The sequence below is a fragment of the Burkholderia sp. Bp8963 genome (assembly GCF_003854275.1).
Lineage (GTDB): Bacteria > Pseudomonadota > Gammaproteobacteria > Burkholderiales > Burkholderiaceae > Burkholderia.
Genome location: NZ_QTQP01000037.1, coordinates 35,140 through 59,721, shown reverse-complemented (window position 1 = coordinate 59,721; position 24,582 = coordinate 35,140). Strand labels below are relative to the sequence as shown.

Here is a 24,582-nt window from a genome sequence, read left to right as displayed (position 1 = left end):
ATCACACGCGCACGACGGGCACTGCGAACACGTAGCCGACGCCGCGCTGGGTGCGGATGTAGGTCGGCTGCTCGGGGTTCGGTTCGATCTTGCGGCGCAACCGCAGGATCAGCACGTCGATCGTGCGGTCGTAGACGTGGATGCCGAAGCCGCGCGTGTGCTCGAGCAACTGGTCGCGCGACCACACGCGCGACGGCTGCTGCACCATCGCGGCGAGCAGTTCGAACTCGCCCTGCGTCAGCGCGCACGGGCCGCCGTCGCGGGTCAGCGTGCGTGCGGACAGATCCATCGTCCAGCCGTCGAAGCAGAAGCGCGGGCCGGCGCAGGTCGAGGCGGGCCGCGGCATCGACAGCTCGGTCGTGCGCCGCAGTTGCGCGCGCACGCGCGCGATCAGCTCGCGCCCCGAGAACGGCTTCGTGACGAAATCGTCGGCCGCGGTCTCGAGGCCGAGCACGCGGTCCGTCTCGTCGCCGAGGCCGCTGATCATGATGATCGACACGTCGGAGCGCCGCCGCAGCTCGCGCGCGACCGTCATGCCGTCCTCGCCGCGCAGCTTCAGGTCGAGAATGACGAGCACGTGTGGCGCGGCCGCCAATTGCTGCTGCATCTGCGCGGCGCTGTCGGCCGCCGACACGTCGAAGCCGGCCTCTTCCAGCACGCCCTTCAGCCAGGCGCGCACTTCCGGATCGTCGTCCAGTACCAGGATTCGGTGTTTTTCTGACATGCGTGTTCTCCTCCATGCCGGTCGCGGGCGCCGATCCAGTCGGCCGCCGGGTGCGAACGGGCATCTTCTGTCTGTGTGTGGCCGGCTGCGGTCGCATTCGCAGTCGCGCCGGAAGCGAATGTTGGCCGATACGGGCCGAACCTGGCAAGGTTTCCCGCACACGAGCCGGGAGGAGGACGGCCGGGCGCGGCAAAGATCGGGCGTAAATCGGGCGCGTATCCGGCACGCTTCGGGCGCGCGATTCTAGCGCCGAAAAATTCTGCCGGAAATGGGCGGCGACCGGTGAATACCCTGCTCCGGGACACGAGAACCACCGGGCCAACGGAATCAATGCAGCCCTTTCAATGCGCCTGCAGGATACGCGGGGGCATCGCGCATTGCCAATTCACGTTTGTGATTGCCGATACCGAATGCGGCATTACCCCGCCAATTGCATGCTCACGCTAACGCGGCGCAGCCGAATTACGTCGGAACGCCGATCGCACCACGTCGCCGCCATTACCGATCGAGCAAAAAAATACCGATGTGAAATACCGGCATTGCGTGTTGACCTGCGCAGCCAAACCCCACTCTGCAAGGGGGATTACGCCTCTTCGTCATTTCGTCCGACGAAACGTTTGCTTTGCTGCGATTCCCGACATTCATCGCGAAATCCGCAAAGAAACCGGCTTTCCGTATTGGCCGGATTTCTGCCTCCGGTTCGACCTCACACACCATAAATTCCCGCCGCCACGCGCACGTCGACCGCGCAATCAGGCAATCCAATCCGCACATCCGCCGAGTGGGTGCGCGCAACAATGGCAATGCCGCGCGACCCGGGGCCATGCGGCCGTTTTGCATTCGCATGGATCAGGTACGCGTCGGTTTGACCAACGCAAACCACTTTCACCGAGGACCCATCCATGCAACTCCAATCACACCCTGCATGCCGGCCGTTTTACGAAGCCGGCGAACTGACGCAACTGCAGGCGTTCTATGAAGAAGGCCGCAACGTCATGTGGATGATGCTTCGCTCCGAACCGAGGCCGTGCTTCAATCAGCAGCTCGTCACCGATATCATCCATCTCGCGCGTGTCGCCCGCGATTCGGGGCTGACGTTCGACTTCTGGGTGACGGGCTCGCTGGTTCCCGAGCTGTTCAACGTCGGCGGCGACCTGAGCTTCTTCGTCGACGCGATCCGCAGCGGCAGGCGCGATCAGCTGATGGCCTACGCGCGCTCGTGCATCGACGGCGTCTACGAGATCTACACGGGCTTCGGCACCGGCGCGATCTCGATCGCGATGGTCGAGGGCAGCGCGCTCGGCGGTGGCTTCGAGGCCGCGCTCGCGCATCACTACGTGCTCGCGCAGAAAGGCGTGAAGCTCGGCTTCCCCGAGATCGCGTTCAACCTGTTCCCGGGAATGGGCGGCTATTCGCTCGTCGCGCGCAAGGCGCACCGGCGCGTCGCGGAGGACCTGATCGCGAGCGGCGAGCCGCACGTCGCCGAGTGGTATGCGGACCACGGGCTCGTCGACGAGACGTTCGAGCCCGGCGACGCGTATCTCGCGACGCGCACGTTCATCGACGTGCTGCGGCCGAAGCTGAACGGCGTGCGCGCGATGCTGCGTGCGCGTCAGCGCGTGTTCCCGCTGTCGCGCGCCGAGCTGATGGACATCACCGAGGATTGGGTGCGCGCGGCGTTCACGATCGAGCCGAAGGATCTCGCGTTCATGGAACGCCTCGTGATGCTGCAGAACCGTCGCGTGTCGAAGCTGAGAACGGTGACGTGATGGTGACATGCGGGTGACGCGACGGCGACGTGCCGGCGGCCTGATGGTGACTCGATGCCGGCCGTCGCCGTTTGACGGCACCGCATGACCGGAAAGTTCAGGCGATGAGCCTGAACTTTCTCTTTTCCGCGAGCCACGCCTCGAACGCGTGCGCGGCCATCGGGCGCGCGTAGTAATAGCCCTGCGCCTGCTCGACGTCGATCTGCTTGAGAAACTCGGCCTCCGCGTACGTCTCGACACCTTCGGCGACCACCGAGAAATTCAGTGCGCGCGCGAGCGACACCACGGAACGCACGAGCGCCTGCGAGCGCGGATTGCGATCGATCCCGGTGATGAAGCTGCGGTCGAGCTTGATCGCGTCGAGCGGCAGCCGCGACAGCTGCGACAGCGACGAATAGCCGGTGCCGAAATCGTCGAGATGAATCTCCGCGCCGAGCTGGCGGAACTGCTTCATCAGGCCGAGCGCCGCGTCCTCGTCCTCGATGAAGCAGCTCTCGGTGAGCTCGATGTCGATCAGGCCCGGCTTCAGGCCCACGTCGTCGAGTATCGTCGCGAACTGGTGCACGATGTTCATGTCCTGAAGCTGGCGCGCCGACACGTTCACCGCGATGCGCGTCGCGAGCCCCTTTGCCTTCCATGCGGCCGCCTGCGCGGCTGCCGTGCGCATCACCCAGCGGCCGAGCGGCGCGATCAGCCCCGATTCCTCGGCGAACTCGATGAATTCCGTCGGCGCGACGAGCCCGCGATCCGGCGACTGCCAGCGCACCAGCGCCTCGACGCCGCGCACGTCGCCTGTCGCCATGTCGACGACCGGCTGGTAATGCAGCACGAACTGCTCGTCTTCCAGCGACTTGCGCAGGTTCGTGTCGAGCCACATGTACTTCGCGACCTTCTGGTTCATCTCCAGCGTGAACACGCGATACGTGTGCTTGCCGGCTTCCTTCGCGACGTACATCGCGGTATCCGCACTGCGGATCAGCGTTTCGAGCGTGGTGCCGTGCTGCGGATACATCGCGATGCCGATCGAGCAGCTCGTGTAGACCTCCATCAGCCCGAGATGGATCGGCGTGCGCAGCCGGTCGAGAATGACCTGCGCGGTCGCTTCGAGCATCGGACGCGAACCGTGCTCGAACAGCACGAGGAACTCGTCGCCGCCGAGCCGCGCGAGCGTCGCGCCGGCCGGCAGGCAGCCGTTGATGATCGCCGACACGTCCTGCAGCAGCCGATCGCCGACGACGTGTCCGTAGTGGTCGTTGACGCGCTTGAAGTTGTCGAGGTCGAGGAACAGGATGCCAACCTGGCGGAGCGTGTCGCCGCCGCCGCCGGCGGCGAGCACCGCCTTGATCTGCTCGCTGATCGCGTGGCGGTTCGGCAGCCCCGTGAGCACGTCGGTGTTCGCGAGCTCGGTGAGCCGCCGCTGCGCGTTGCGCTCCTCGGTGATGTCGATGCCCGAGCAGATCAGGAACTGCTCGTCGACACCGCTGCCGCTCTGCACGAACTTGTTTCGGAACTCGAACAGACGCGGGCCGTTCACCGTGTTGATGTAGCGCTCGACCGAGAATGGCTTGTTGCTCGCGAAGAAGCCGGTGATGTTGCTGCGCGATTGCGCGCCCTCGTCCACGCTCATGAACAGCTCGAACGCGCTGCGCCCGATCACGTCGACTTCGCGCTTGCCGGTCACTTCCTCGCACAGCCGGTTGAAGCGCTGCACGATGCCGTTGCGATCGAGGATCACGACGAGCGAATTGACCTCGGAGACAACCTGCTCCGCAAACGCGAGGCCGTGCGCGAGATCTTCCGCGACGGACGCCGTATCCGAATACGCGGACGCGGTGCCGGCCCAGTCGTTCGTGTTGAGTTTCTTGCCGACGAGATGGAGGCGGACCGGATCGCCGAACAGTGCGAGGTCGAGCACGAGGTGGGAGGTCACGCCGGTGAGCGCGCGAATCTGCGCGGCCTGCCCGGCGCTCAGCGCGACGCTGACGTTGGTCATGCCGCGGACGGCGGCAAGCTCGAGCGCGTTGCTGTCGCTGCCCAGACGCCAACATGGGCTGCGCGTGCCGAAGTGCGCCTCGATTACCGCGCTATCGTTTTCGTCATCCATGGGCGAGCCCCGACCAAAAAAACCGCTAAGTGTAGACGGAGGCGCCTGGTTTCGGCCGCACCGTACTGCGTTTCCGGATGTCCGGCCGCTTGCTTACGGACCTCGCCTCGCTCTTCGTGCCCGACTGTCCCGATCCGGCGTTCGCGCAGCGCGCGCCCGGATTCCACCAGAAGAATGATGGCTCATCTTATCAAATGACGTACACGAATTGCACACACAATTTCAAATGGGTGTCAAGCAATTGAGCGACTGGCTGGTATTCCCAGCCTTGGGTCGATCCAGCGAAACAAAACCGAATGCGAATCGCGCGACGGCACCGGTTCCGATCAGGAAAATTTTTCATCCAGGATTCACGAACGCACGCTTTCTATTGCAATTTTTGCAGCACTCGTCATTTTTTTTCCGATACGCGATTTACCGCCATTACGATGCGCTCGCCGTCACGGATGAAAAGTCTTTCCAATCGTGAAATCGAGTGAATGAGCAGCGTCACGCGGTCAGCCATGCGTGGCCGTTGCGTCCTCGCTTTCGACAGCCACGCTCTTGGCCAAAACGCGCGGAATCTCGTCGACGAGCGCGTCGATCGCGACCCGCACCTTCGACGGAACGTGCCGTGACTTTGGCCGCACCGCGAACACCTCCGCGCCGCCCACGCGGTTGCTGTCCATCACGAGCGCGAGCCGGCCGTCGCGCAGATACGGCGCCATCAGCCAGCACGGCAGCCACGCGAGCCCCGCGCCGGCCGCGGCGGCGTCCGCGATCGCCTGCAGATCGTCGAGCCGCAAGCGCCCGTTCGCCCGATACTCGCACGCGTCGCCGTCCGCGCCGACGAGCCGCCACGGCACGACCTGCCCGCCGCGCACATACGCGATGCCGATATGCGACGCCAGATCCGCGAACCCCGCCGGATGCCCGTGCCGCGCCAGATACGCGGGCGACGCGCAGATGCCCATCATCTGCACGCCGAGCTGGCGGCCGACGAGCGCGGTCGTGTCGGCGAGCGGACCGACGCGCACCGCGATGTCGAAGCCGTCGTTGACGAGATCCGCGATGCGATCGCTGAACGACATCTCGACTTCGAGCAGCGGATGACGCTCGACCAGCCGCTGCATGACCGGCGCGACGCACTGCCGGCCGAACAGCACCGGCGCGCTGATGCGCAGGCGCCCGGACGGCTCGCGGCGGCCCGCGTCGAGCGCGGCTTCGGTCTCGCCTAGCTCGGCCAGCAGCCGGCGGCATTGCTCGTGGTACAGCAGCCCTTCGTCGGTCAGGCTCAGATGGCGCGTCGTGCGCTGCAGCAGCCGCACGCCGAGCCGCCGCTCGAGCCGCGCAACGATCTTCGCGACGGCCGAGCGCGTCACGCCGATCCGCAGCGCCGCCGCCGCGAAGCTGCCCGCTTCCACGACCTCGACGAATTCGGCGATGCCGCCCAGGCGATCGTCCATGTGCTTCCCCTTCTGATGGATTTGTTTCCACGATGGCGACATTCAGTGGCCGAAGTCTCGCCAATGCGTCCCCGCAAGCAACACTATCATAGGCCCATCCATCACCAACGGGAGTCGACATGCAGGCATGGCAACAGAAACCCGGCGCAGGCCTCGCCGGATTGAAGCGCATCGACGCGCCGCGTCCTTCGGCCGGCCCGAACGACGTCATCTTGAAAATCCATTCGGCATCGCTGAATTTTCGCGACCTGATGTTCGCGCGCGGCGACTATATCGGCATCGGTGACGCGCCGCTGATCCCGGTCGCCGACGGCGCGGGCGAAGTCGTCGAAACCGGCCGCGACGTCACGCGCTTCAAGCCTGGCGATCGCGTGATCAACACCTACTTCCCGCGCTGGATCGACGGGCCGCCCACGCCGGCGAAGGCGTCAGGATCGCCCGGCGCGCAGTTCGACGGCGTGCTCGCCGAGTATTTCGTGTCGGACGAGAACGCGCTCGTCGCGATCCCCGCGCATCTCGACTACGACGAAGCGTCGACGCTGTCGTGCGCGGGCATCACCGCGTGGAACGCGCTGTTCGGCGACGGCGGCGCGGCGCCCGGCTCGACCGTCGTGCTGCTCGGCACGGGCGGCGTGTCGATCGTCGCGCTGCAGCTCGCGCATGCGGCCGGCCTGCGCACGATCATCACGTCGTCGAGCGACGCGAAGCTCGAACGCGCGCGCCAGCTCGGCGCCGACGCGACGATCAACTACCGTGCGACACCCGAATGGCAGCACGAAGTACTGCGGCTCACCGGCGGCGCCGGTGCGGACATCGTCGTCGAGGTCGGCGGGCGGGACACGCTGCCGCGCTCGATCGCCGCGACCAAAATGGGCGGCGTCGTGTCGGTGATCGGCGGGCTCAGCAGCTTCGCGGGGCCGGAACTCGGCCTGCTGTCGCTGATCGGCGGCATCCGGCGGTTGCAGGGCATCATGGTCGGCAGCCGCGCGACGCTCGACGCGGTGGCCGGGCTCGTCGACGCGCGCCGGATCAAGCCGGTCGTCGATCGCGTGTTCGGCTTCGACGACGCGCCGGATGCGTATGAATACCTGAAGTCGGGGCAGCACTTCGGGAAGGTCGTGATCCGCGTCGCGCAGTAATGCGACGGGCGGGGCCGCGCGGCGGCGCGGCCTCGATCGCTCAGAACTTGTGCCGGATCCCCGCGTGCACCATCAGCTGCTTCGACGTCGACGACAGATCGGCCGCGCCCGGGATGTACGCCTGATCGAGCGACGAGCCGGTCGCGTCGCCGGCGACCTTCTGATACGCGCCCATCAGATACACGTCGGTGCGCTTCGACAGGTTGTAATCGGCCATCAGCCCGACCGAATGGATCTTCGGCTTCGCGTTGCCGGTCGTCGCGTCGTAGCGGACGGTCGTGTATACGTACTGCGCGCCGACGAAGAGCCCGGGTGTGAACTGGTACTTGCCGTTCACCTCGAAGTTCTGGTACTTGATCGCCGTCACGGTTCCGCCCGCGAGCGGCCCCGTGACCGGCTGGATCGTCTCGTCGCCGAACAGGTAGCCGAGGTTCGCACTCGGCCGGCTCACGTTGCTGTTCGTGTACGCGAACCCGACCGTCGCGGGCCCGGCCGTGTAGTTGATGCCCGCGCCGAAGATCCGCAGCCGCGACGACACGAAGTTCGCGTCGGCCCCGAGCGATCCCGTGCCCGCGATTGCACCGCCTGAAGTCGCACCGGGGTTGTTCGCGTTCAGGAACGCGGCGCCGACGAGCAGCCCGCCGTTCTCGTACTGCGCGCCGACGCTCCATTGGCGGTTGTTCGCGAAGTTCGTGTCGTTGCTGAAGCTGTACGTGCCGCCGAACGAGAACCCGGAGAAATCCGGGCTCGCATATTTGACCGTGTTGTTCACGCGGAACGTGTTGCCGGTGTTGTCGTTGTCGAATGGATGCGAGAACGGATAGACGCCCCAGCTGCCGTTCGCAGTCGTCGGCGCGAGATAGTCCACGACGGAATCGTATTGCCGCCCGAACGTGAGCGTGCCGAAGCGCGTGCTGCCGATGCCCACATAGGCCTGCCGACCGAACTCGCGGCCGCCCTGCGCGAGCGTGCCGTTCGTCACGTTGAAGCCGTTCTCGAGCTGAAACAGCGCGCTATAGCCACCGCCCAGGTCCTCGGTGCCCTTCAGGCCCCAGCGGCTGCCCTGTGCGAATCCGCTCGCCATCTGCCACGCGCTGTGGCCGCCGACGTTGTTCGTATAGTCGATGCCCGCGTCGATGAGCCCGTACAGCGTGACGTTGCTCTGTGCAAACGCGAACGCGGGCGCCGCGCACAGCGCCGGCACGATGAACCGAATCGATCTCCACTTCATTTGCATTCCTCATTTATTATGTTCTGCGTGCTTGCTTGCCCACGCGCCGGCCGCCGGTGATGCGGCCGCTATTTCCCGTTGCCGCTATGGAGCACGCGGCATGCCGCGCGCACCGCGGCGGCGCGCCGGAACGTGCTCGTCACTTCGCGCCGTAGATGTCGAAGTCGAAATACTTCTTGTTGATGCGCGCATATGTGCCGTTCGCGAGGATCGTCGCGAGCGCACGGTTGAACGCTTCGCGCAGGTCGGCATCCTGCTTGCGCAGCCCGAGCCCGTCGCCCTGGCCGAAGAATTTCGGGTCGTCGATCGGCGCGCCGGCGAACGTGAAGTCCTTGCCCTGCGGCTTCTTCAGGAAGCCGTCGCTGGCCGCGATCGACGCCTGGAACGCCGCATCGAGCCGGCCCGTCACGAGATCGGCGTACACCTGGTCCTGGTTCTGGTACGACACGATCTGCGCACCAGCCGGCTGCCAGTTCGCGATCGCGTAGTCGGCCTGCGCCGAACCCTGCTCGACGCCCACCCGCTTGCCCTTCAGCGCATCGGCGCTCGGCAGCAGCGGCGAGCCCTTGCGCACGACGAGGCGCGCCGGCGCGTTCGAGATCCGGTTCGTGAACGCGATCTGCTGCATCCGTTTCGGCGTGATCGTCATCGACGATGCGATCACGTCGAACTTGCGCGCGAGCAGGCCCGGAATCATCCCGTCGAAGCTCGTCTCGACCCACACGCAGCGCGCATGGAGTTCCGCGCACAACGCGTTCGTGATGTCGATGCCGAAACCGGCCATCGTGCCGTCCGGCAGCTTGTATTCGAGCGGCGGATAAGTCGGGTCGACCGCGAGCCGGATCTCCTTGCCCGTCCAGTCGCCCGCATGCGCCGACGCTGCCGCCAGCGCCACCGAAAGCGCCACCGAGAGCGCCGCCATCCACTGTTTCATCGTGTGTCTCCTTGTGTGATCTGAAGTGAACCGAAGTGAAGTGAACCGAAATCGTCGCGGCGTCCGGCGCCGCCCCGCCCGCTGCCAGCGCACCGCGCGTCAGCGGAGAAACCGTTCCGCCAGCGCGACCCAGTAGCTCGCGCCGATCGCGATGCACGTGTCGTTGAAGTCGTAGCCAGGATTGTGCAGCGCGCAGCCGGCCGCGCCCTCGCCATTGCCGATAGACAGGTAGCTGCCCGGGCACGCGTTCAGCATGAACGCGAAGTCCTCGCTCGCGGCGATCGGCTGCAGATGGTCGATCACCGCGGCGTCGCCGCCCCAGTCGTGCGCGACCTGCCGCGCGAACGCCGTTTCCGCCGCATGATTGACGAGCACCGGATAGCCGACGTGGTAGTCGATCTCGGCCGTCGCGCCGTAGCTCGCCGCCTGCCCCGCGACCGTCTCGCGGATGCGCCGCTCGAGCAGCGCGCGCACGTCCGGCGACAGCGCGCGCACACTCAGTTCGAGCTCCGCGTGCAGCGGAATCACGTTCGATGCGGTGCCCGCGTGGATCGTCCCGGCCGTGATGATCGCGAGATCCTGCGGGTTCACGTTGCGCGACACGATCGTCTGCAGCGCCATCACGATCGATGCGCAGACGACAACCGGATCCACCGTCGCGTGCGGCACCGCGCCGTGCCCGCCGCGCCCGGTCACGCGCACGCGCACCTCGTCGGCCGACGCCATGAACGGCCCGTCGCAGAAGCCGAGCGTACCTGCCGGCAGGCCCGGCACGTTGTGCATCGCGAAAATGGTGTCGCACGGGAACTGCGCGAACAGGCCGTCGTCGATCATCCGCTTCGCGCCGCCGAGCCCTTCCTCAGCCGGCTGGAAAATCAGGTTCAGCGTGCCGCGGAACCGCTCGCGTTCCGCGACGCAACGCGCGGCCGCGAGCAGCATCGCCGTATGACCGTCGTGCCCGCACGCATGCATCACGCCGTCGATCCGGCTCGCATACGGCAGCCCGGTCGCCTCGCGGATCGGCAGCGCGTCCATGTCGGCACGCAGGCCGAGCCGGCGCCCCGCGCCGCGCGTCAGCGTGCCGACCACCCCCGTGCCGCCGAGGCCACGCGTCACCCGATAACCCCACGTTGTCAGGCATTCGGCCACAAGCTCGCTCGTCGCATGCTCTTCGAAACCGAGCTCCGGGTGCGCGTGCAGCCGCTGGCGCAACGCGATCATCTCCGCTTCGATGGCCGCCACTTCGGGCAGGATACGTTCATGGTCCAACGCCGATACTCCTCGATTCGATCGTTCGTTCGATTGCCAGGACGGCGAATCGTGACCGAATCGTATGCGGCGGATATTCCGCGGAACAGTCCCGGTTTCGTTATGATGACAACTTCCTGTTGTCAGGTATCTCACCATGAAGCTGCATCAGCTGCAGGCGCTCGTCGCGAGCGCGGAGGCGGGAAGCATTCGCGGCGCGGCGCGCGCGCTCGGGCTGTCGCAGGCGGCCGTCACGCGGGCACTGCGCGAGCTGGAGGCGAGCGAGCGCCTGCCGCTGCTCGTCCGCGCGCCGGAAGGGATCGGCTTCACCGACTACGGCCGGGCGCTGCTCACGCATGCGAAGCTCGTGCTCAAGCAGCTCGAACACGCGCAAAGCGATCTCGCAAAAATGCGCGGCCGCATCGAAGGACGCCTGAGCGTCGGCGTCACGCCGTGGCTCACGCTGACGTTTCTCGCGGAGACGGTGCTGCTGTTCCGCGAGCGGATGCCCGACGTGCGCCTCGAACTGTATGAAGGATTGATGGCCGTCGCACAGCCGCTGCTGCGCGACGGCAGCATGGATTTCGCGCTTGGCCAAGTGCAGCCGGGGGTCACCGCGCAGGAGTTCGCGTGCGAGCCGGTGCTGACCTACGAGACGTCGGTGATGGTGCGCGCCGGCCACCCGCGCGAGCGGGCCCGTTCGATCCACGACCTGCTCGACCAGGACTGGGTGCTGAACTTCGCGCCCGACGGCCAGGCCGCGCTCGTCGATTACCTGTTCACGCGCCACGGCGCGCAGATCGACGAGCGGCGCATCGTCCGCGCGCAATCGGTCGCGATGCTGCAGACGATGCTCGAACAGGCCGACATGTGCACGTGGTGCCCGACGATCCTGAGCGTCGTGCCGCCATTCGGCGACCGGATGCGCGCGCTGCCGCTGAAGGAGACATTCGAGCCGCGCGATCTCGGCATCGTCACGCGCCGCAGCAGCACGCTAAGCGACGCGGCGCGCTGCTTCATCGACTGCCTGCTGCTGGTGATCCGGCGTCATGCGCGGTCTGCGCGTAATGAGGATCTTGCGCTGTTCCGCACGTTGACGCTGCTGATCTGACGCAGCTCGCGGATTGCCCATCGGCCGGGGAGGCGTGGCCGAATCGCGATCGCGCGCGATGCGGCCCCACGCCTCCCCACCGGTCAGATCTTCGCGGTCAACGTCAACCCGACCGTCCGCGGATCGCCATACAACACCGGATATGCGCCATACGACGGCAGCAGCTCGAGCTTCTTGTAGACCTTGTTGGTCAGGTTCGTCACGTAGCCCGTCACGATGTACTTCTGGTTCGGGGTCGTGTACGACACATGCGCATTCAGCACCGTATAGCCGCCCTGCCAGAGCTGCGGCATCGTCTGCCGGGTCGCGCTGAAGTATTCGCGGCTCCGGTAGTTGACGTCCCCGCCGGCCGTCAGCGTGCCGAACGGCAACGGCACCCGATAGTCGAAGCCCGCGTTGATCGTCGTGTGCGGCGAGCGCGCGAACGAGTTGCCAACCGCGGTCGGCACGTAGCGGAACTCCGTAAAGCGCGTGTTCAGCATCCCGAGGTTCGCGAACAGGTACAGGCTGTTGACCGGCTGCGCCTTCAGCTCGAGCTCGAAGCCATCCGCGCGCCCCTGCCCCGCGTTCGACAGCGTCGACACGGGCGGCCCCCCGAACGGGTTCGGTGCGAGCGCGAACACCTGGATGTCGCGGTAGTCGTAGTGGAACACGCTCGCGTTGACGATCAGCCGCTTGTCGAACCACTCGCTCTTGATCCCCACCTCGTAGTCGGTCAGGTATTCCGGCGACACGGTCGACACGGTGCTTTGCGTGTACGCGTTGCCGTTGTAGCCGCCCGAGCGGAAGCCGCGCGCATAGCGGAAATACGCACGCACGTTGTCCGCGAGCGCGTATTCGGGCGTGAGATCCCAGGTCGGCGCGCGCCACGTATTGGTCTGGTTCTGCCGTGCGCTGACGGCGAGCGGCGACGATACCGATGCCGGCGACCACCAGTCGTTCGGATCGCTGAACGTCACGTTGCCCGTGCCCTGCACGCCCGTCAGGTTGATGTTCTTGCGTTCGATCGTGTAGCGCAGCCCGCCCGTCACGTTGAAGCGATCGGTGAAGCGGTACTTGACGCTGCCGAAGATCGCCGCGCTCTGCGTGTGCTGCGTGAGGTCGGTCAGATGATAGAACGCCGGCGACGGCGAGCCTGGCAAGCCTCCGCCCGCGCCCTGCTCAGCCAGTTGCTCGGTAAACAGATGCGTGCCGACGAGCCAGCTCAGCCGGTCAGTTTGCGGCGATTCGAGCCGGAATTCCTGCGAGAACTGGCGGCTCGACAGCCGGTCGTGAGAGCGCGCGGCATCGAACGGCGAATAGTCCTCGTCGTCCTGGTACCAGCGGTGCAGCCCTTCGAACGCGGTGATCGACGTCAGCGACAGTGCCGGATTGATCCGCCAGTGCGCGGTCAGCGACGTGCCCCAGGTCGAGATGTGATCGCTCGACGGCGCGTTGAGCGACACCGTATACGGGTCGCTCGACCCGACGAAGCCGAACTGGTTCGCGCCGCCCGGCCCCGCGCCTTGCGCATGCCACGCATTGCCGCCGCCCGTGTAATTGCGGCCATGAATGTTGAACAGGAAGTCGGTGTCCGACGTCGGTACGGCCAACACCTGGAAACGCACCGCATTGTCGTGGAAGCCGCCGAAGCGGCCTTGCTGAACCGTGTTCGTGTAGAAGCTGCCGGCGTTCTCGTGATACACCGACACGCGCGCGGCAAGCACGTCGTTGCTGCCGATCGGCCCGCCGATCGCGGCCTCCGCGAGCCGGCTGTTGTACTGGCCGATCCCGAGCTTGCCGTAGCCGCTCACGTCGAACGTCGGCTTCTGCGACGTGATGCTGAGCGCGCCGCCGACGGTGTTCTTGCCCCACAGCGTGCCCTGCGGCCCGCGCAGCACTTCGATGCGGTCGAGGTCGAACAGCGGAAAGCCCTGTCCGAACACGCTGTTGATGTAGACGTCGTCGAAGTACACGCCGATCGGGCTCAGCGACAGGTCGGACGGATCGTTGCTGCCGACGCCGCGCAGGAACCAGCGCGGTCGCTCGCGGCCTTCGGTGGACTGCCCGGTGAAATTCGGCACGTATTTCGTCACGTCGTTGACGACGCGCAGCTCGTTTTTCCTGATCGCGTCGCCGCCGATCGCGCTCACCGCGACGGGCACGTCCTGGATGCGCTCCTTGCGGCGCCGCGCGGTCACCGTCACCGTGCCGAGATTCGTTACGCGCTCGGCCGCGCCGCGCGTCGTGCGCTTCGCCTGTGGCGCCGCAGCCGCCCCTTCGTCCTGTGCCTGCTGCGCCGGCTTCGCGTCCGGCGTCCCCGTTGTCGTCGCGCCGTCTTCTGCCCATGCGGGCAGCGATACGAGTCCGCCCGTCAGCAGTCCCCCCAGCGCGGTGACGATTACTTTTTTCCTGAGCATCGATGAGTCATCCTGTTTGATCGGTTGAACGCATGTGCGTGCTCGACGCACGAGGTTCGGTATTGCAATGTGCGGCGCGCTACGCGACCCACCCGTGGCGATTCCGGTCGATTCGCGTGAACGGCTCCGGATCGATCCACGCGCGTGCATCGAAATCGCGTTCGAGAAAGCCCCATTCGACGAGAAAGTCCTTGAACCCAGCCAGCCCGTCGATCGACGTCGGTGCGAGCCCCGTCTCCAGGTGCCGGTGAACGTCCGCGCCGTACGCGTAACGCACCCACTCTTCGGACGCGCGTGTCTCGCGGCCGATATACGCGACCGTCTCGGCCGGATGGCGCGCGGCCCAGTCGCCCGCACCAACCACGACCGACAGGAAGCGGCTGACGAGATCGGGGCGCGCGTCGATCAGCGCGCGGTCGACCGTCAGCGTGCGCGGTGTGCCGTTGCCGATCCGCACGAGCGGATCGGGATGCGCGCCGAGATCGATCACGACCTGCGCGTCGATCAGGTGCACGGTTTCCAGCCCCTCGACGCCCTTCACGAACACCGCGTCGACGTCGCCGCGCACGAGCGCCGCGATTTCGAGCCCGTATTCGTGCGGGCCGCTCGCGAACGATGCGGGCCCCGTGCGCCGCGCTCGCGCATCGGGCGCGACGTCCGGCAGGTCGATCCATTCGGCGTCGCCGTGGCCGAGCCCTTCCAGTTCGAGCGCGCTCAGGAAGCCCTTCAGCGCGGCCGCGCGCCAGAAGTCGATGCTGATCGTGTGGCGCGGCAACCCGAGCCGCCGGCCGCGCAGGTCGCGCGGCGTGCGGATGCCGCGATCGGGCAGCGTGACGATCGCCTGAAACTCGTTGGTCCACGACAGGCCGATCACGCGCGTGTCCGCGCCGCGCGAGCGTGCCCACAGCGCCGGAATGTTGCCGCCCTGCCGGAAGGAATGCGGCAGGCTGTGATCGAAATGCGATTCGCGCTTGTCTGCGTCGGCTGTCTCCTGCAGCGAACGCAGCGCGATCCCGTCCGGGGCGAACTCGTCGTCGAACCAGCCGCGATGCACGGCGATGCCGAGCGCGGTCGGCACCGGGCAGCGTGTATACCAGAGTCCGTCGGAGGCCGTCGCCTGCGCAGCGAGTGTCGTCATAGTGGTTTGTCCTTGTCGTTGAAACGCGGGCGCCTTTCACCCGCTCATGTGCCCGCTCATGTGCCTGCTTATGTGCCCGCTTGCCCGCTCATGCGCCGCCGACGCGCAGCGTCGCCTGCGTGCCGCGCGCGTTCAGCGCGCCGTCGACGAGCGGCAGCACTTCCTCGCCGACGCGATACGCTTCCTCGAGATGCGGATTGCTTGCGAGGATGAACGTCGACACGCCGATGTCGACGTATTCCGCGAGCCGCTCGGCCACCTGCTCGTGGCTGCCGACGATCACGCAGCCGGGGCCACCGCGGATCTGCGACATCCCTGCCCACAGGTTCGGGCCGACGATCAGTTCGTCGAAATTCTGCGTGTTGCCCTGGTGCAGCGCGAACTGGCGTTTCGCGCCGACCGATTCCGACGATTCGCCGCGCCCGCCGAAGCCGTTGCGCGTGGACGCGTTGACCGTCGCGAACATCTGCCGAAGCTCGGCCCACGCCTGCTCCTCGGTTTCGCGCGCGAGGATGTCGATACGCATCCCGAAGCGCAGGTCCCGCTCGGCGTTCTGCCGGTCGAGCGCGCGGCGCGCGGCGTCGATCACTTCCTTCTGCTTCGCGAGCGGCTCGCCCCAGCTCAGGTGCACGTCGCCGTGTTTCGCCGCGACCGCGAGCGCCGCGTCGCTCGCGCCGGCCAGATAGATGCGCGCCGGCTTCTGGCCGCTCAGCGGCGGCAGCAGGCCGCCCGCTTCGACCCGGTAGAAACGGCCGTCGAACGTGAACGGCTCGCCGGCCGACACGCCCTTCACGACGTCGAGGAATTCGTCGGTGCGCGCATAGCGGCTGTCGTGATCGATGAAATCGCCGTATGCGCGCTGGTCCGGGCCGCCGCCGCCCGTGACGACGTTCCATTCGACGCGGCCGCGGCTGATCCGCTGCAGGCTCGCGGCCATCTGCGCCGCGTAGACGGGGTGCACGAAATGCGGCTGCAGCGCGATCAGCAACCGCAGCCGGCGCGTTTCGCGCGCGAGTGCAGCGGCAACGACCCACGGCTCCTCCGTGAAGCGGAAGATCGGGATCAGCGCGCCGTGAAAGCCCGCGATGTCGGCCGCGCGCGCAACCTGCGACAGATAGTCGATGTAGCCGAAGTCGTCGTCGTCGAGCTTCGGCGCGACACGCGACGCGCGCTGGCGGTTCCATTCGCCGCGCGTATGCAGGTCGTGCGCGCGCCTGCCGTCGCCATGCATCGGCAGGCGCCACAGGAATTCAACTGTCATCGGGAAGTTCTCCTTGTCTGGCCGCGCGACACAACGCTCGCTCGGAGCGTCCCGCGCGGGACGGCTTGTAGAAAATGCGCGGCGCCTTCGCACCGCGCCCGGCACGCTGTAAAGCACGCGGCGTGCCAATGCCGCCGCGGCCGGTTGGCCGTCGTGCCGCGCGACGCGGCACCGCGCATTGCGCGGCGGGCATTTCGGCGCCCGGCACGCGCCACGGCGATCGAAGCCCGCGGGTCGCGCGCGCTGCCGCCGCGCTGCTGCGCACGCAACGCCGCTGCTGCCGATGCAACAGCCCCGCGCGCGACTGTTGCTGACGCAACAGTCGGCGGGCGCGGCACCGCGGCGCTGGCGCGCGCGAGGCCCGCCGTCACGCGCGCGCCGCGCCGGCCGCGCTGCTGGCCTGGAACTTGCAACGCTGAGCGGCCGGCGCACGCGACGCGCGTGCGTGACGGCGCAACGCTCACGCCTACCCAGACAGGGACTCACACACATGACAGACAGGCCCGATTCGTCATCGGACAAGCAGCAGACGTTCTGGTATGCCCGCTCGCCGGTGCCGACGCCGCTCGGCATCGCCGTACACCTCGGCTGGCTCAACGGCGAGACGTCGGCCGACGGTGTCGCGATCCGCTCGCCGCGCGGCGCGACGCGGCTCGACGTATCGTCGATCAGCGACCACACGCTCGCGCAATCGTTTCGCCAGGGCGGCAGCATCCCCGCGATGTGGGCGCGCTCGAACGACGCGAACACGCGGGTGATCGGGCTGTCGTGGGTCGACGAGTCGCAGCTGATCCTCGCGCGGCCCGAATCGGGCATCCGCTCGATGAAGGCGCTGCGCGGCTGCCGCATCGCGATTCCGAGCCGGCCCGACGACCGCATCGACATCTTTCGCGCGTCGGCGCTGCGCGGCTTCGTCAACGCGCTGAGCCTCGACGGACTGACCACGCGCGACGTCGAGCTCGTCGACGTGCGCGCCCGCACGCTGCAGGCCGTGGGCCCCGCGCGCGCGGCGAGCCTGTTCGCATCGCCACTGGGTTTCTCGAGCCGCGCGCTGTACGCGGCCGAAGCCGGCGCGCTGCTGCGCGGCGACGTCGACGCGATCTACGTGAAGGGCTCGACGGGCCTCGAAATCGCGCAGCTCATCGGCGCGCACGTCGTGATCGACATCGGCTTCCACCCCGAGCGCGCGATCCGCAACAACAACGGCACGCCGCGCCCGCTGACGGTCAACGCGGACGTGCTCGCGAACCATCCGGATATCGTCGCCGGCTTCCTGAAGCTCGTCGTCGCAGCCGGCGACTGGGCGCGCACGCATCCGGACGACACCGCGCAGTACGTGGCCGGCGAAACCGCGTCGTCGATCGACTGGGTGCGGGCCGCGTACGGCAACCAGTTGCATCAGCATCTCGGCGTCAATCTCGACGACGAGTCGATCGCCGCGCTCGACGACTTCAAGACGTTCCTGCACGACTGGGGCTTCCTGGAAGCCGATTTTGACGTCGCCGACTGGATCGATCCGCGCCCGCTCGCCGACGTGCTGCGACCGTCGCTGCAGAAGCGCGCGTGAGCGTCGCCTTTTTCCGTCATTCATTCCGGACCATCATGAAACCCACGCTCCCCCTCGCTTCGCTGCGCCGCCCGCTGCGCGCACGGAGCGCACTGCTTGCCGCGCTGCCGGTCGCTATTGCCACACTGGCCACAGTGGCCACGCTGGCCGCACCAGTCGCGCACGCGGAAGACGCACCCAAGGTCGTGCGGATCGCCGTCGTCGCGTATTCGAGCGGCGGCAAGACGCAATACGCGGGTGCGTCCGCGCTGATCGACGCCGACAAGTCGCTCGAGAACGCACTCGCCGCACGGCACGTGAAGCTGCAATGGGTGCCCGTGTCGACCGCCGCGGTCGGCACGCTCGTCAACGAGGCGTTCACCAATGGCAGCATCGACTTCGCGGGTTACGGCGACCTGCCGTCGGTCGTCGTCAACGCGTCGGGCACGCATACGCGGCTGGTCGTGCCGGGCGGCGTCGGCAGCAACACGTATCTCGTCGTGCCGGCCAACTCCGCCGCAAAATCGATTGCCGACCTGAAAGGCAAGCGCATCGCGCTCAATCGCGGCCGGCCGTGGGAAGTCACGTTCGGCAAGCTGCTCGCCGCCAATGGATTGAAGCTGTCCGACTTCAAGATCTACAACCTCGATCCGCAGGCCGGCGCGGCGGCCGTCGCGGCCGGCCGTGTCGACGGGTTCTTCACGCTGTCCGATGCGTATTCGCTCGTCGACAAGCACGTCGGCAAGATCATCTGGTCGACCAAGACCGCCCCCGACGACTGGAAGATGCGCGCCGAACTGTGGGCGTCCGACGATTTCGTGCGGCGCTACCCGGACATCACGCAGCTCGTCGCAACCGCGTACGTCCGCGCCGCGCACTGGATCTCGCAACCGCAGAATCGCGACGCGTTCGTGAAGATCCTGAGCGCGTCGGGCCAGCCGGAAAACGTCGTGCGGCGCGAGTACGCGGACGAACCGACGCCGTGGAAGGAGCAATGGACGCCGCTGTTCACGCCTGCACTGACCGACCACTACCGCGACGTGATCGCATACAGCCGCCAGGCCGGGCTGACGTCGACGCCCGTCGACGTGAACGCGCTGCTCGCACCGGCGTTCGTCGCGACTGCGCTCAAGCAACTCGGCCTCGACGGCTACTGGCGTGCCGACGCATCGCGCGTCGCGAGCCGCTGACGCCGATGCGCGCCCTGACGTCGAACGCACTGCGCGCCGCGCGCGCGCCCGGCCTCGCGTGGCTCGGCGGTCACGCACTGTGGTGGGCGACGCCGGTCGCGTTCGCCGCGCTGTGGTGGCTCGCCAGTACGCAGCGCTGGTTTCCGCCGCAGCTCGTCGTGCCGCCCGCCCGGATCGCCGCGACGCTGCACGTGCTGATCGAAACCGGCGAATTGCGCGACAACCTGCTGATCACGCTGCACCGGCTCGCGCTCGGCTTCGCGATCGGCGCGACGAGCGGCGCCGCGTTCGGCATCCTGCTCGCATCCAGCCGACGGTTCTCCGACTACCTGCGGCCGACGTTCGAACTGCTGCGGCAGGTGCCGACGCTCACGCTGATTCCGCTGCTGATCCTGCTGATCGGCGTCGACGAGCCGCTGAAGCTCGTCGTCGTCGGCAAGGCCGTGTTCTTTCCGGTGGCGCTGGCCGCCTGTTCAGGCGTGCGCGACGCACCGCGCGATCTCGTCGAGATGGCGCGTCACTACGGCGTCGGCCGCTTCGCACTGCTGCGCGATGTATTGCTGCCGGCCGCGTTGCCGCCGCTGCTGACCGGCATCCGGATCGCGCTGGCACGTGCGTGGCTCGCGCTCGTCGCGGTCGAGCTGCTGAGCGCCGACAGCGGGATCGGCCAGATGATGGAACTCGCGCGGCAGATGCTGCGGCTCGACGTGGTGCTCGTCGACGTCGCGGTGATCGGGCTGACCGGCTTCGCGCTCGACCGGTCGATCGCGCTCGTGCAGCGCCATGCGTTGCGCTGGCAGGCGCCGGCGCGCTGACCAAGGTGACTCCCAGGATGACTGCCATTTCTCAACGTATCCCGTTCGCCGAACTGCGCCGCCGTGCGCGCGGCCTCGTCGTACCTGCCGCGCTCGTTGCCGCGTGGCAGTTCGCGTCGCATGGCGACGCGGCCCATCAGTACGCATTCGTGCCGCTCCAGCAGATCGGCAGCGCGTTGATCGAGCTCGCGCGCAGCGGCGAGCTTGCGACCGATCTCGGCGCGAGCCTGCGTCGCACGACGCTCGGGCTCGCGTTCGGTGTCGTCGCCGGGCTCGTACTCGGCGCGGCAATGGCGCGCTCGACGCTCGCACGCAAGCTGTGCGAGCCGTCGTTCCAGGCGCTGCGCTACGTGCCGCTGCTCGGCCTGATTCCGCTGCTGAGCCTGTGGGCCGGCACCGGCGACTTCGCGAAGGTGTTGATCGTCGCGCTCGCCGCGTTCTATCCGATGACGACCGCGAGCTTCGACGGGCTGAGCCGTGTCGATCCGCGCTACGTCGAACTCGCGCAGTCGTATCGCCTGACGCGCGTCGGCCTGTGGCGTGACGTGCTGATCCCCGGCGCGCTGCCCGATCTGTTCGCGGGCGTGCTGCAGGCCGTGCCGTTCGCGTGGATCACCGCGACGAGCAGCGAGCTGCTGTTCAATGCGGGCGCGGGTGTCGGCAACCTGATGCAGAACGCGCAGGCCGGCGCGCGCGCCGACGTGCTGCTCGTGTGCGTGCTCGGTGTGACCGCGCTGGCGGTGGGAATGAGCGTGCTATGCGAGCGGATCGCGCGGCGTGCGCTGCGCGGGCGCGATCACGCCTGACGGCGCAGCCGCGTGTCGGCGTCGCCCGCGTCGCCCGTATCGCGTGGCTTCAGGATGCCGAGCTGCGCGAGCCGCGCACGCACGATGTTGCGCGACTGGTCGAGCAGGCGCGACATGCGCAGCTGGTTGTGCTCGCTGTAGTCGAACACGCAGCGGTACACCGTATCCTCGATGTGCTGCCACAGGTTCGGCGCGCCGAGGTCGAGCAGCTCGATCACCGCATTGCGCAGCGCGTCGGTCGCTTCGGCGACGTCGCGCGGGCGCCGCGGCGGCGCGACCGCAGCCACCCCGGCCTCGTCGGCGCCAGACGGCGCCAGCGACAGCGCGGAGAACTGCAGGTCGCCGACATCGATCGCACCGCCCGCGCAGATCAGCATCGCGTGATGGATCACGTTCTCGAGCTCGCGGATGTTGCCGGGCCATGCATGGGCATGCAGCCGCGCGCGTGCGGCGTCCGTCAGCGACGGCGCCGCGACGCGCAGCCGCCTTGCATAGGCGTCGATGAAATGCTCGATCAGCGGCGCGATGTCGCCGGGCCGCTCGCGCAGCGGCAGCAGGCTCAGTTTCACGACGTTGAGCCGGTAGTACAGATCCTCGCGGAAATTGCCCGCGCGCACCGCCGCTTCGAGATTCACGTTGGTCGCGGCCACGAGCCTCACGTCGATCTTCACGGTCTTGCGCGAGCCGACCGGCGTCACCTCGCGCTCCTGCAGCACGCGCAGCAGCTTCACCTGCGCGGACAGCGGCAGGTCGCCCACTTCATCGAGAAAGAGCGTGCCGCGATTCGCGGATTCGAACCAGCCGGGCTGGCTGTTCACCGCGCCGGTGAACGCGCCGCGCTCGTGGCCGAACAGCTCGCTTTCGATCAGCGTCTCCGAGAACGCGCCGCAGTTGACCGCGATGAACGGCCCGTCCCGGCGCTCGCTCAGCGAATGCACGAGACGCGCGATCAGCTCCTTGCCGGTGCCGCTCTCGCCCGTCACGAGCACGGTTGCATCGCTCGGCGCGACGAGCTGGATGCGTTCGAGCAGCACCCGCGATTTGGGATCGTCGAACGTCAGGGCCTTCGCACGGATGGTGATCGCGTGCGAAGTCGGATCGGGCAAGCTGAAAATGGCCATGGCGCGACCAGCGTGATGAACGGGGAAGCCCGACGATAGCAAGGCACGCACCGGCGGCGAACCAATTCATCGAGCTATCGGTATGACGGCGGCCGGATTGCACCCGTTGCGCAACGCCGTGCTCACGCGAGCCCGGTCATCTTCCATTGCTGCTCGAGCGCGCCCGGCCCGAACGCCTGCGAGCCGCCGAGCGGCTGCGCGAGCGCCTGGAAGTACGCGGCCTCCTCGAGGATCAGGATGTACTTCGACACGTCGAGAATCGACTTGCCCCAGAACGTCGCACCACCGTTCGCCTCGAGAATCGCCGGCACCTCCGGATCGCGGCGAATCGTGTCGACGATGAAGCGCGACTCGCCAGGCCGGCGGTCGACGTAGACCGGGATCTCCCGCGCGCGCGTGTAGCGAGCGGCCGGCGCATAGAGGATCGGCAGCGTGCGGTGCGCGCTCGCCCACGCGCCAAGATACGGGCCGTGCACGTGAATCACGACGTCGACCTCCGGCGCCTCGCGGAACACGCCCGCGTAGCGCGTACCGTTGCCGCCCGCGTGCGCGTCACCATGCAGCACGTCGCCGTCGAGCGTCACGACGACGGGCTGGATCTCCGGCGACGCGGCCCAAGGGCTCGGCGCGGACAGCGCGACGACGAGCTCCGTGTCCGGCACGCGCTGGAATGCCTGGAACGTATTGGTCGCGGACAACGTGCGCGTTTCCTTGAGCACACGCGCGGCGTGCGCGAATTCACGCGCCGCGCGTTCGACGAACGCCACGAGTTCGCCACTGTCGATGGCTTGAGTGACTGACATGGATGCGGAGTCCTTTTCCGGTTGAACGAATCGTGCCGCCGGGTGGCGGCCTGCCGCGACGGAATCAGCAGCAATCGTGCCAGCGACGTGCATACGCGTGGATCGCTGGCGGCCCCATGCGGGCACGTGGCTCATGTCCGGCGTCAGGCGAACCGTGCGCGCGAACCTGTTGCAGGAGCAGCAGCGCGTGGCCCGCATTGCTGCGCGCAACGCAGTTCGCAAACCGGTGACGGCAACGCGAATCGCATCACGCGCCACCCGTACCGATGGCGATGCGCAACGCAACGCGCTGGTTCGAATCTTGCGGCGCGTCTCGCGGCCCGCGGCCTGCGCCCCATTTCGCCGTCCGCGTGACGCATCCCGTTCCGACTTCATTCACCCCCACCCGACCATGACATTCTTGCTTCTGCGCGGCGTCGCCGCGCGCACGCTGCTGGTTTCCGCACTCGCCGCATCGTCCGTCGCTTCGCTCGCCGCGTCGCCCGCCCGCGTGCCGTCGCCCGATCCGCTGCAAGGCGATGGCCGGGTATCCGCGTTCTACACATGGGACCGGGACGTTCCCGCAACGCCCGGCGTGCTGCTGCGCTCCGAACCGCTGCCCGCGACACTCGGTCTCGCGAGCGCCGCGCGGCAGCTTCGCATCCTCTATTCGTCGACCGACGGCGCCGGCGGCCACACGCCGATCGCCGTGTCGGGCGCGCTGTTCCTGCCGCGCGGCACGCCGCCCGCCGGCGGCTGGCCGATCGTCGCATGGGCACACGGCACGTTCGGGATGGCCGACATCTGCGCGCCGTCGTGGTTCGGCCGTTCGTATCGCGACGTGCGCTACCTGAACGCATGGCTGCAACAAGGCTTCGCGGTCGTCGCGACCGACTATCAGGGGCTCGGCACGCCAGGACCTAATCCGCAGCTCAACAACCGCTCGAACAGCTACACGCTGCTCGACAGCGTGCGGGCGGTGCTCAATGGTGTGCCGGGGCTCGCGAACGAGGTTGTGCTCGTCGGCCAGTCGCAGGGTGGCTCGGCCGTGTTCGCGGCAGCCGGCTACGCGCCCGGCTATGCACCCGATCTCACGATCCGCGCGACGGTGGCGACCGGCGTGATCTACAACGCGCCACGCGCGATACTCGCGTCGCTGCCCAGGTTCGAATCGGCCTACCGCAAGGATCCGGACCGCGTCGATCCGACGCTTGCTTACCAGTTCTATTCGGTGCTGTCCGCGCAACAGATCGATCCGACGCTGCGCGCGGACGAAGTGCTGACCGACACCGCGCTGCCGATTCTCGAACAGGCGCGCGTCAGCTGCCTCGCGTCTCTCGAGGACGACGCGGCGCTCGCGCAGCTCACGTACGCGAACACCGTGAAGCCCGGCGGCGACGCCCGGCTGAAGACGTGGTGGGACGATTACCTCAAGTACCCGACGCTGAAGATCGACACGCCGGTGTTCATCGGCGCGGGTGCGGACGACGGGCTCGCGCCGCTCGAACTCGCACTCGCAAAAGATGCGTGCGCGGCCGGCACGACGGTCGAGGCGCACCTGTATGCGGGCCGCGATCATAACGGCACCGTGAACGCGTCGCTCGCCGATTCGATCCCGTTCGTGAAACGCGTGCTCGCGGGCGAAAAGATCCGGGCGATCTGCACGCCATCGCCACAACAGGCTGCGACGCGATAGCCGCCGGACGCACGCGCTTTGCACGACGGCACGAATGCTTTCCCGGAATCGATGGCTCTCCTGTGCCACTGCGGCACACGCGTCCAAAGCGCCCGCACGCAAATGCTTTTCCGAATCCGTTAT

20 protein-coding genes are annotated in these 24,582 nt (G+C 67.6%); 8 read left to right on the top strand and 12 right to left on the bottom strand.

The window, feature by feature from the left end:
• Window position 1 precedes the first annotated feature (1 nt).
• Window positions 2-724: a response regulator gene (locus tag DID96_RS26500; protein ID WP_124602210.1), complete on the bottom strand. Its 723-nt coding sequence runs from the start codon at window positions 722-724 to the stop codon at window positions 2-4.
• A gap of 706 nt (window positions 725-1,430) precedes the next feature.
• Window positions 1,431-1,628, bottom strand: a complete 198-nt coding sequence (locus DID96_RS26495) for a hypothetical protein (RefSeq protein WP_124602209.1) — start codon at window positions 1,626-1,628, stop codon at window positions 1,431-1,433.
• On the opposite strand from DID96_RS26495, the gene DID96_RS26490 reads away from it, so the two are divergent.
• Window positions 1,627-2,493 (top strand): crotonase/enoyl-CoA hydratase family protein, encoded by an 867-nt coding sequence (locus DID96_RS26490; protein ID WP_124602208.1) that lies wholly within the window; start codon window positions 1,627-1,629, stop codon window positions 2,491-2,493. The genes DID96_RS26495 and DID96_RS26490 overlap by 2 nt on opposite strands.
• A gap of 97 nt (window positions 2,494-2,590) precedes the next feature.
• Here DID96_RS26490 and pdeR read toward each other — a convergent pair whose 3' ends face one another.
• Together pdeR and DID96_RS26480 are read right to left on the bottom strand one after the other, a co-directional pair.
• Window positions 2,591-4,597 (bottom strand): cyclic di-GMP phosphodiesterase, encoded by a 2,007-nt coding sequence (pdeR, locus tag DID96_RS26485; RefSeq protein WP_124602207.1) that lies wholly within the window; start codon window positions 4,595-4,597, stop codon window positions 2,591-2,593.
• Between the two features lie 497 nt (window positions 4,598-5,094).
• Window positions 5,095-6,042, bottom strand: coding sequence for a LysR family transcriptional regulator (locus DID96_RS26480; protein ID WP_124602206.1), 948 nt, complete (start codon window positions 6,040-6,042; stop codon window positions 5,095-5,097).
• Between the two features lie 119 nt (window positions 6,043-6,161).
• Here DID96_RS26480 and DID96_RS26475 point away from each other — a divergent pair, with 119 nt between their 5' ends.
• Window positions 6,162-7,181, top strand: a complete 1,020-nt coding sequence (locus tag DID96_RS26475; protein ID WP_124602205.1) for an NAD(P)-dependent alcohol dehydrogenase — start codon at window positions 6,162-6,164, stop codon at window positions 7,179-7,181.
• A gap of 40 nt (window positions 7,182-7,221) precedes the next feature.
• Here DID96_RS26475 and DID96_RS26470 read toward each other — a convergent pair whose 3' ends face one another.
• The 3 genes from DID96_RS26470 to DID96_RS26460 form a co-directional block, all read right to left on the bottom strand.
• Window positions 7,222-8,412 (bottom strand): porin, encoded by a 1,191-nt coding sequence (locus tag DID96_RS26470; RefSeq protein ID WP_124602204.1) that lies wholly within the window; start codon window positions 8,410-8,412, stop codon window positions 7,222-7,224.
• A gap of 139 nt (window positions 8,413-8,551) precedes the next feature.
• Entirely contained in the window at window positions 8,552-9,346 is a 795-nt protein-coding gene (locus tag DID96_RS26465; protein ID WP_124602203.1) for an ABC transporter substrate-binding protein, read from the bottom strand.
• Window positions 9,347-9,445: 99 nt separating this feature from the next.
• Window positions 9,446-10,567 carry a M20 aminoacylase family protein gene (locus DID96_RS26460; RefSeq protein ID WP_409333816.1) on the bottom strand — a complete coding sequence of 374 codons (1,122 nt, stop codon included), beginning with the start codon at window positions 10,565-10,567 and terminating at the stop codon, window positions 9,446-9,448.
• A 184-nt stretch (window positions 10,568-10,751) separates the two neighbouring features.
• Here DID96_RS26460 and DID96_RS26455 point away from each other — a divergent pair, with 184 nt between their 5' ends.
• Window positions 10,752-11,705 (top strand): LysR substrate-binding domain-containing protein, encoded by a 954-nt coding sequence (locus DID96_RS26455; RefSeq protein ID WP_124602201.1) that lies wholly within the window; start codon window positions 10,752-10,754, stop codon window positions 11,703-11,705.
• Between the two features lie 83 nt (window positions 11,706-11,788).
• Here DID96_RS26455 and DID96_RS26450 read toward each other — a convergent pair whose 3' ends face one another.
• The 3 genes from DID96_RS26450 to DID96_RS26440 all read right to left on the bottom strand — a co-directional run bounded on the left by DID96_RS26450 (window position 11,789) and on the right by DID96_RS26440 (window position 16,503).
• On the bottom strand, window positions 11,789-14,104 hold the full coding sequence (locus tag DID96_RS26450) for a TonB-dependent receptor (protein ID WP_124602200.1): 2,316 nt from the start codon (window positions 14,102-14,104) through the stop codon (window positions 11,789-11,791).
• Window positions 14,105-14,183: 79 nt separating this feature from the next.
• A complete protein-coding gene (locus tag DID96_RS26445) occupies window positions 14,184-15,242 on the bottom strand; it encodes an ABC transporter substrate-binding protein (RefSeq protein ID WP_124602199.1) in 1,059 nt (352 codons plus the stop codon).
• An 88-nt stretch (window positions 15,243-15,330) separates the two neighbouring features.
• Window positions 15,331-16,503, bottom strand: a complete 1,173-nt coding sequence (locus DID96_RS26440) for an LLM class flavin-dependent oxidoreductase (protein WP_124602198.1) — start codon at window positions 16,501-16,503, stop codon at window positions 15,331-15,333.
• A gap of 490 nt (window positions 16,504-16,993) precedes the next feature.
• Between DID96_RS26440 and DID96_RS26435 the strand changes: the two genes are divergently transcribed.
• Genes DID96_RS26435 through DID96_RS26420 form a run of 4 tightly spaced genes read left to right on the top strand, consistent with a single transcriptional unit; the run spans window position 16,994 to window position 20,860 of the window.
• Window positions 16,994-18,070, top strand: a complete 1,077-nt coding sequence (locus tag DID96_RS26435; protein WP_124602197.1) for an ABC transporter substrate-binding protein — start codon at window positions 16,994-16,996, stop codon at window positions 18,068-18,070.
• A gap of 35 nt (window positions 18,071-18,105) precedes the next feature.
• Window positions 18,106-19,239 (top strand): PhnD/SsuA/transferrin family substrate-binding protein, encoded by a 1,134-nt coding sequence (locus DID96_RS26430; protein WP_124602196.1) that lies wholly within the window; start codon window positions 18,106-18,108, stop codon window positions 19,237-19,239.
• 5 nt (window positions 19,240-19,244) lie between these two features.
• Entirely contained in the window at window positions 19,245-20,054 is an 810-nt protein-coding gene (locus tag DID96_RS26425; protein WP_124602195.1) for an ABC transporter permease, read from the top strand.
• Between the two features lie 17 nt (window positions 20,055-20,071).
• Window positions 20,072-20,860, top strand: a complete 789-nt coding sequence (locus DID96_RS26420; protein WP_124602194.1) for an ABC transporter permease — start codon at window positions 20,072-20,074, stop codon at window positions 20,858-20,860.
• Here DID96_RS26420 and DID96_RS26415 read toward each other — a convergent pair.
• Both DID96_RS26415 and DID96_RS26410 read right to left on the bottom strand, forming a co-directional pair.
• Window positions 20,851-21,981: a sigma-54-dependent Fis family transcriptional regulator gene (locus tag DID96_RS26415; RefSeq protein ID WP_124602193.1), complete on the bottom strand. Its 1,131-nt coding sequence runs from the start codon at window positions 21,979-21,981 to the stop codon at window positions 20,851-20,853. The genes DID96_RS26420 and DID96_RS26415 overlap by 10 nt on opposite strands.
• A 122-nt stretch (window positions 21,982-22,103) precedes the next feature.
• Window positions 22,104-22,784, bottom strand: a complete 681-nt coding sequence (locus DID96_RS26410; protein WP_124602192.1) for a class II aldolase/adducin family protein — start codon at window positions 22,782-22,784, stop codon at window positions 22,104-22,106.
• A 391-nt stretch (window positions 22,785-23,175) separates the two neighbouring features.
• Between DID96_RS26410 and DID96_RS26405 the strand changes: the two genes are divergently transcribed.
• Window positions 23,176-24,459: an alpha/beta fold hydrolase gene (locus tag DID96_RS26405; protein WP_124602191.1), complete on the top strand. Its 1,284-nt coding sequence runs from the start codon at window positions 23,176-23,178 to the stop codon at window positions 24,457-24,459.
• Window positions 24,460-24,582 lie beyond the last annotated feature (123 nt).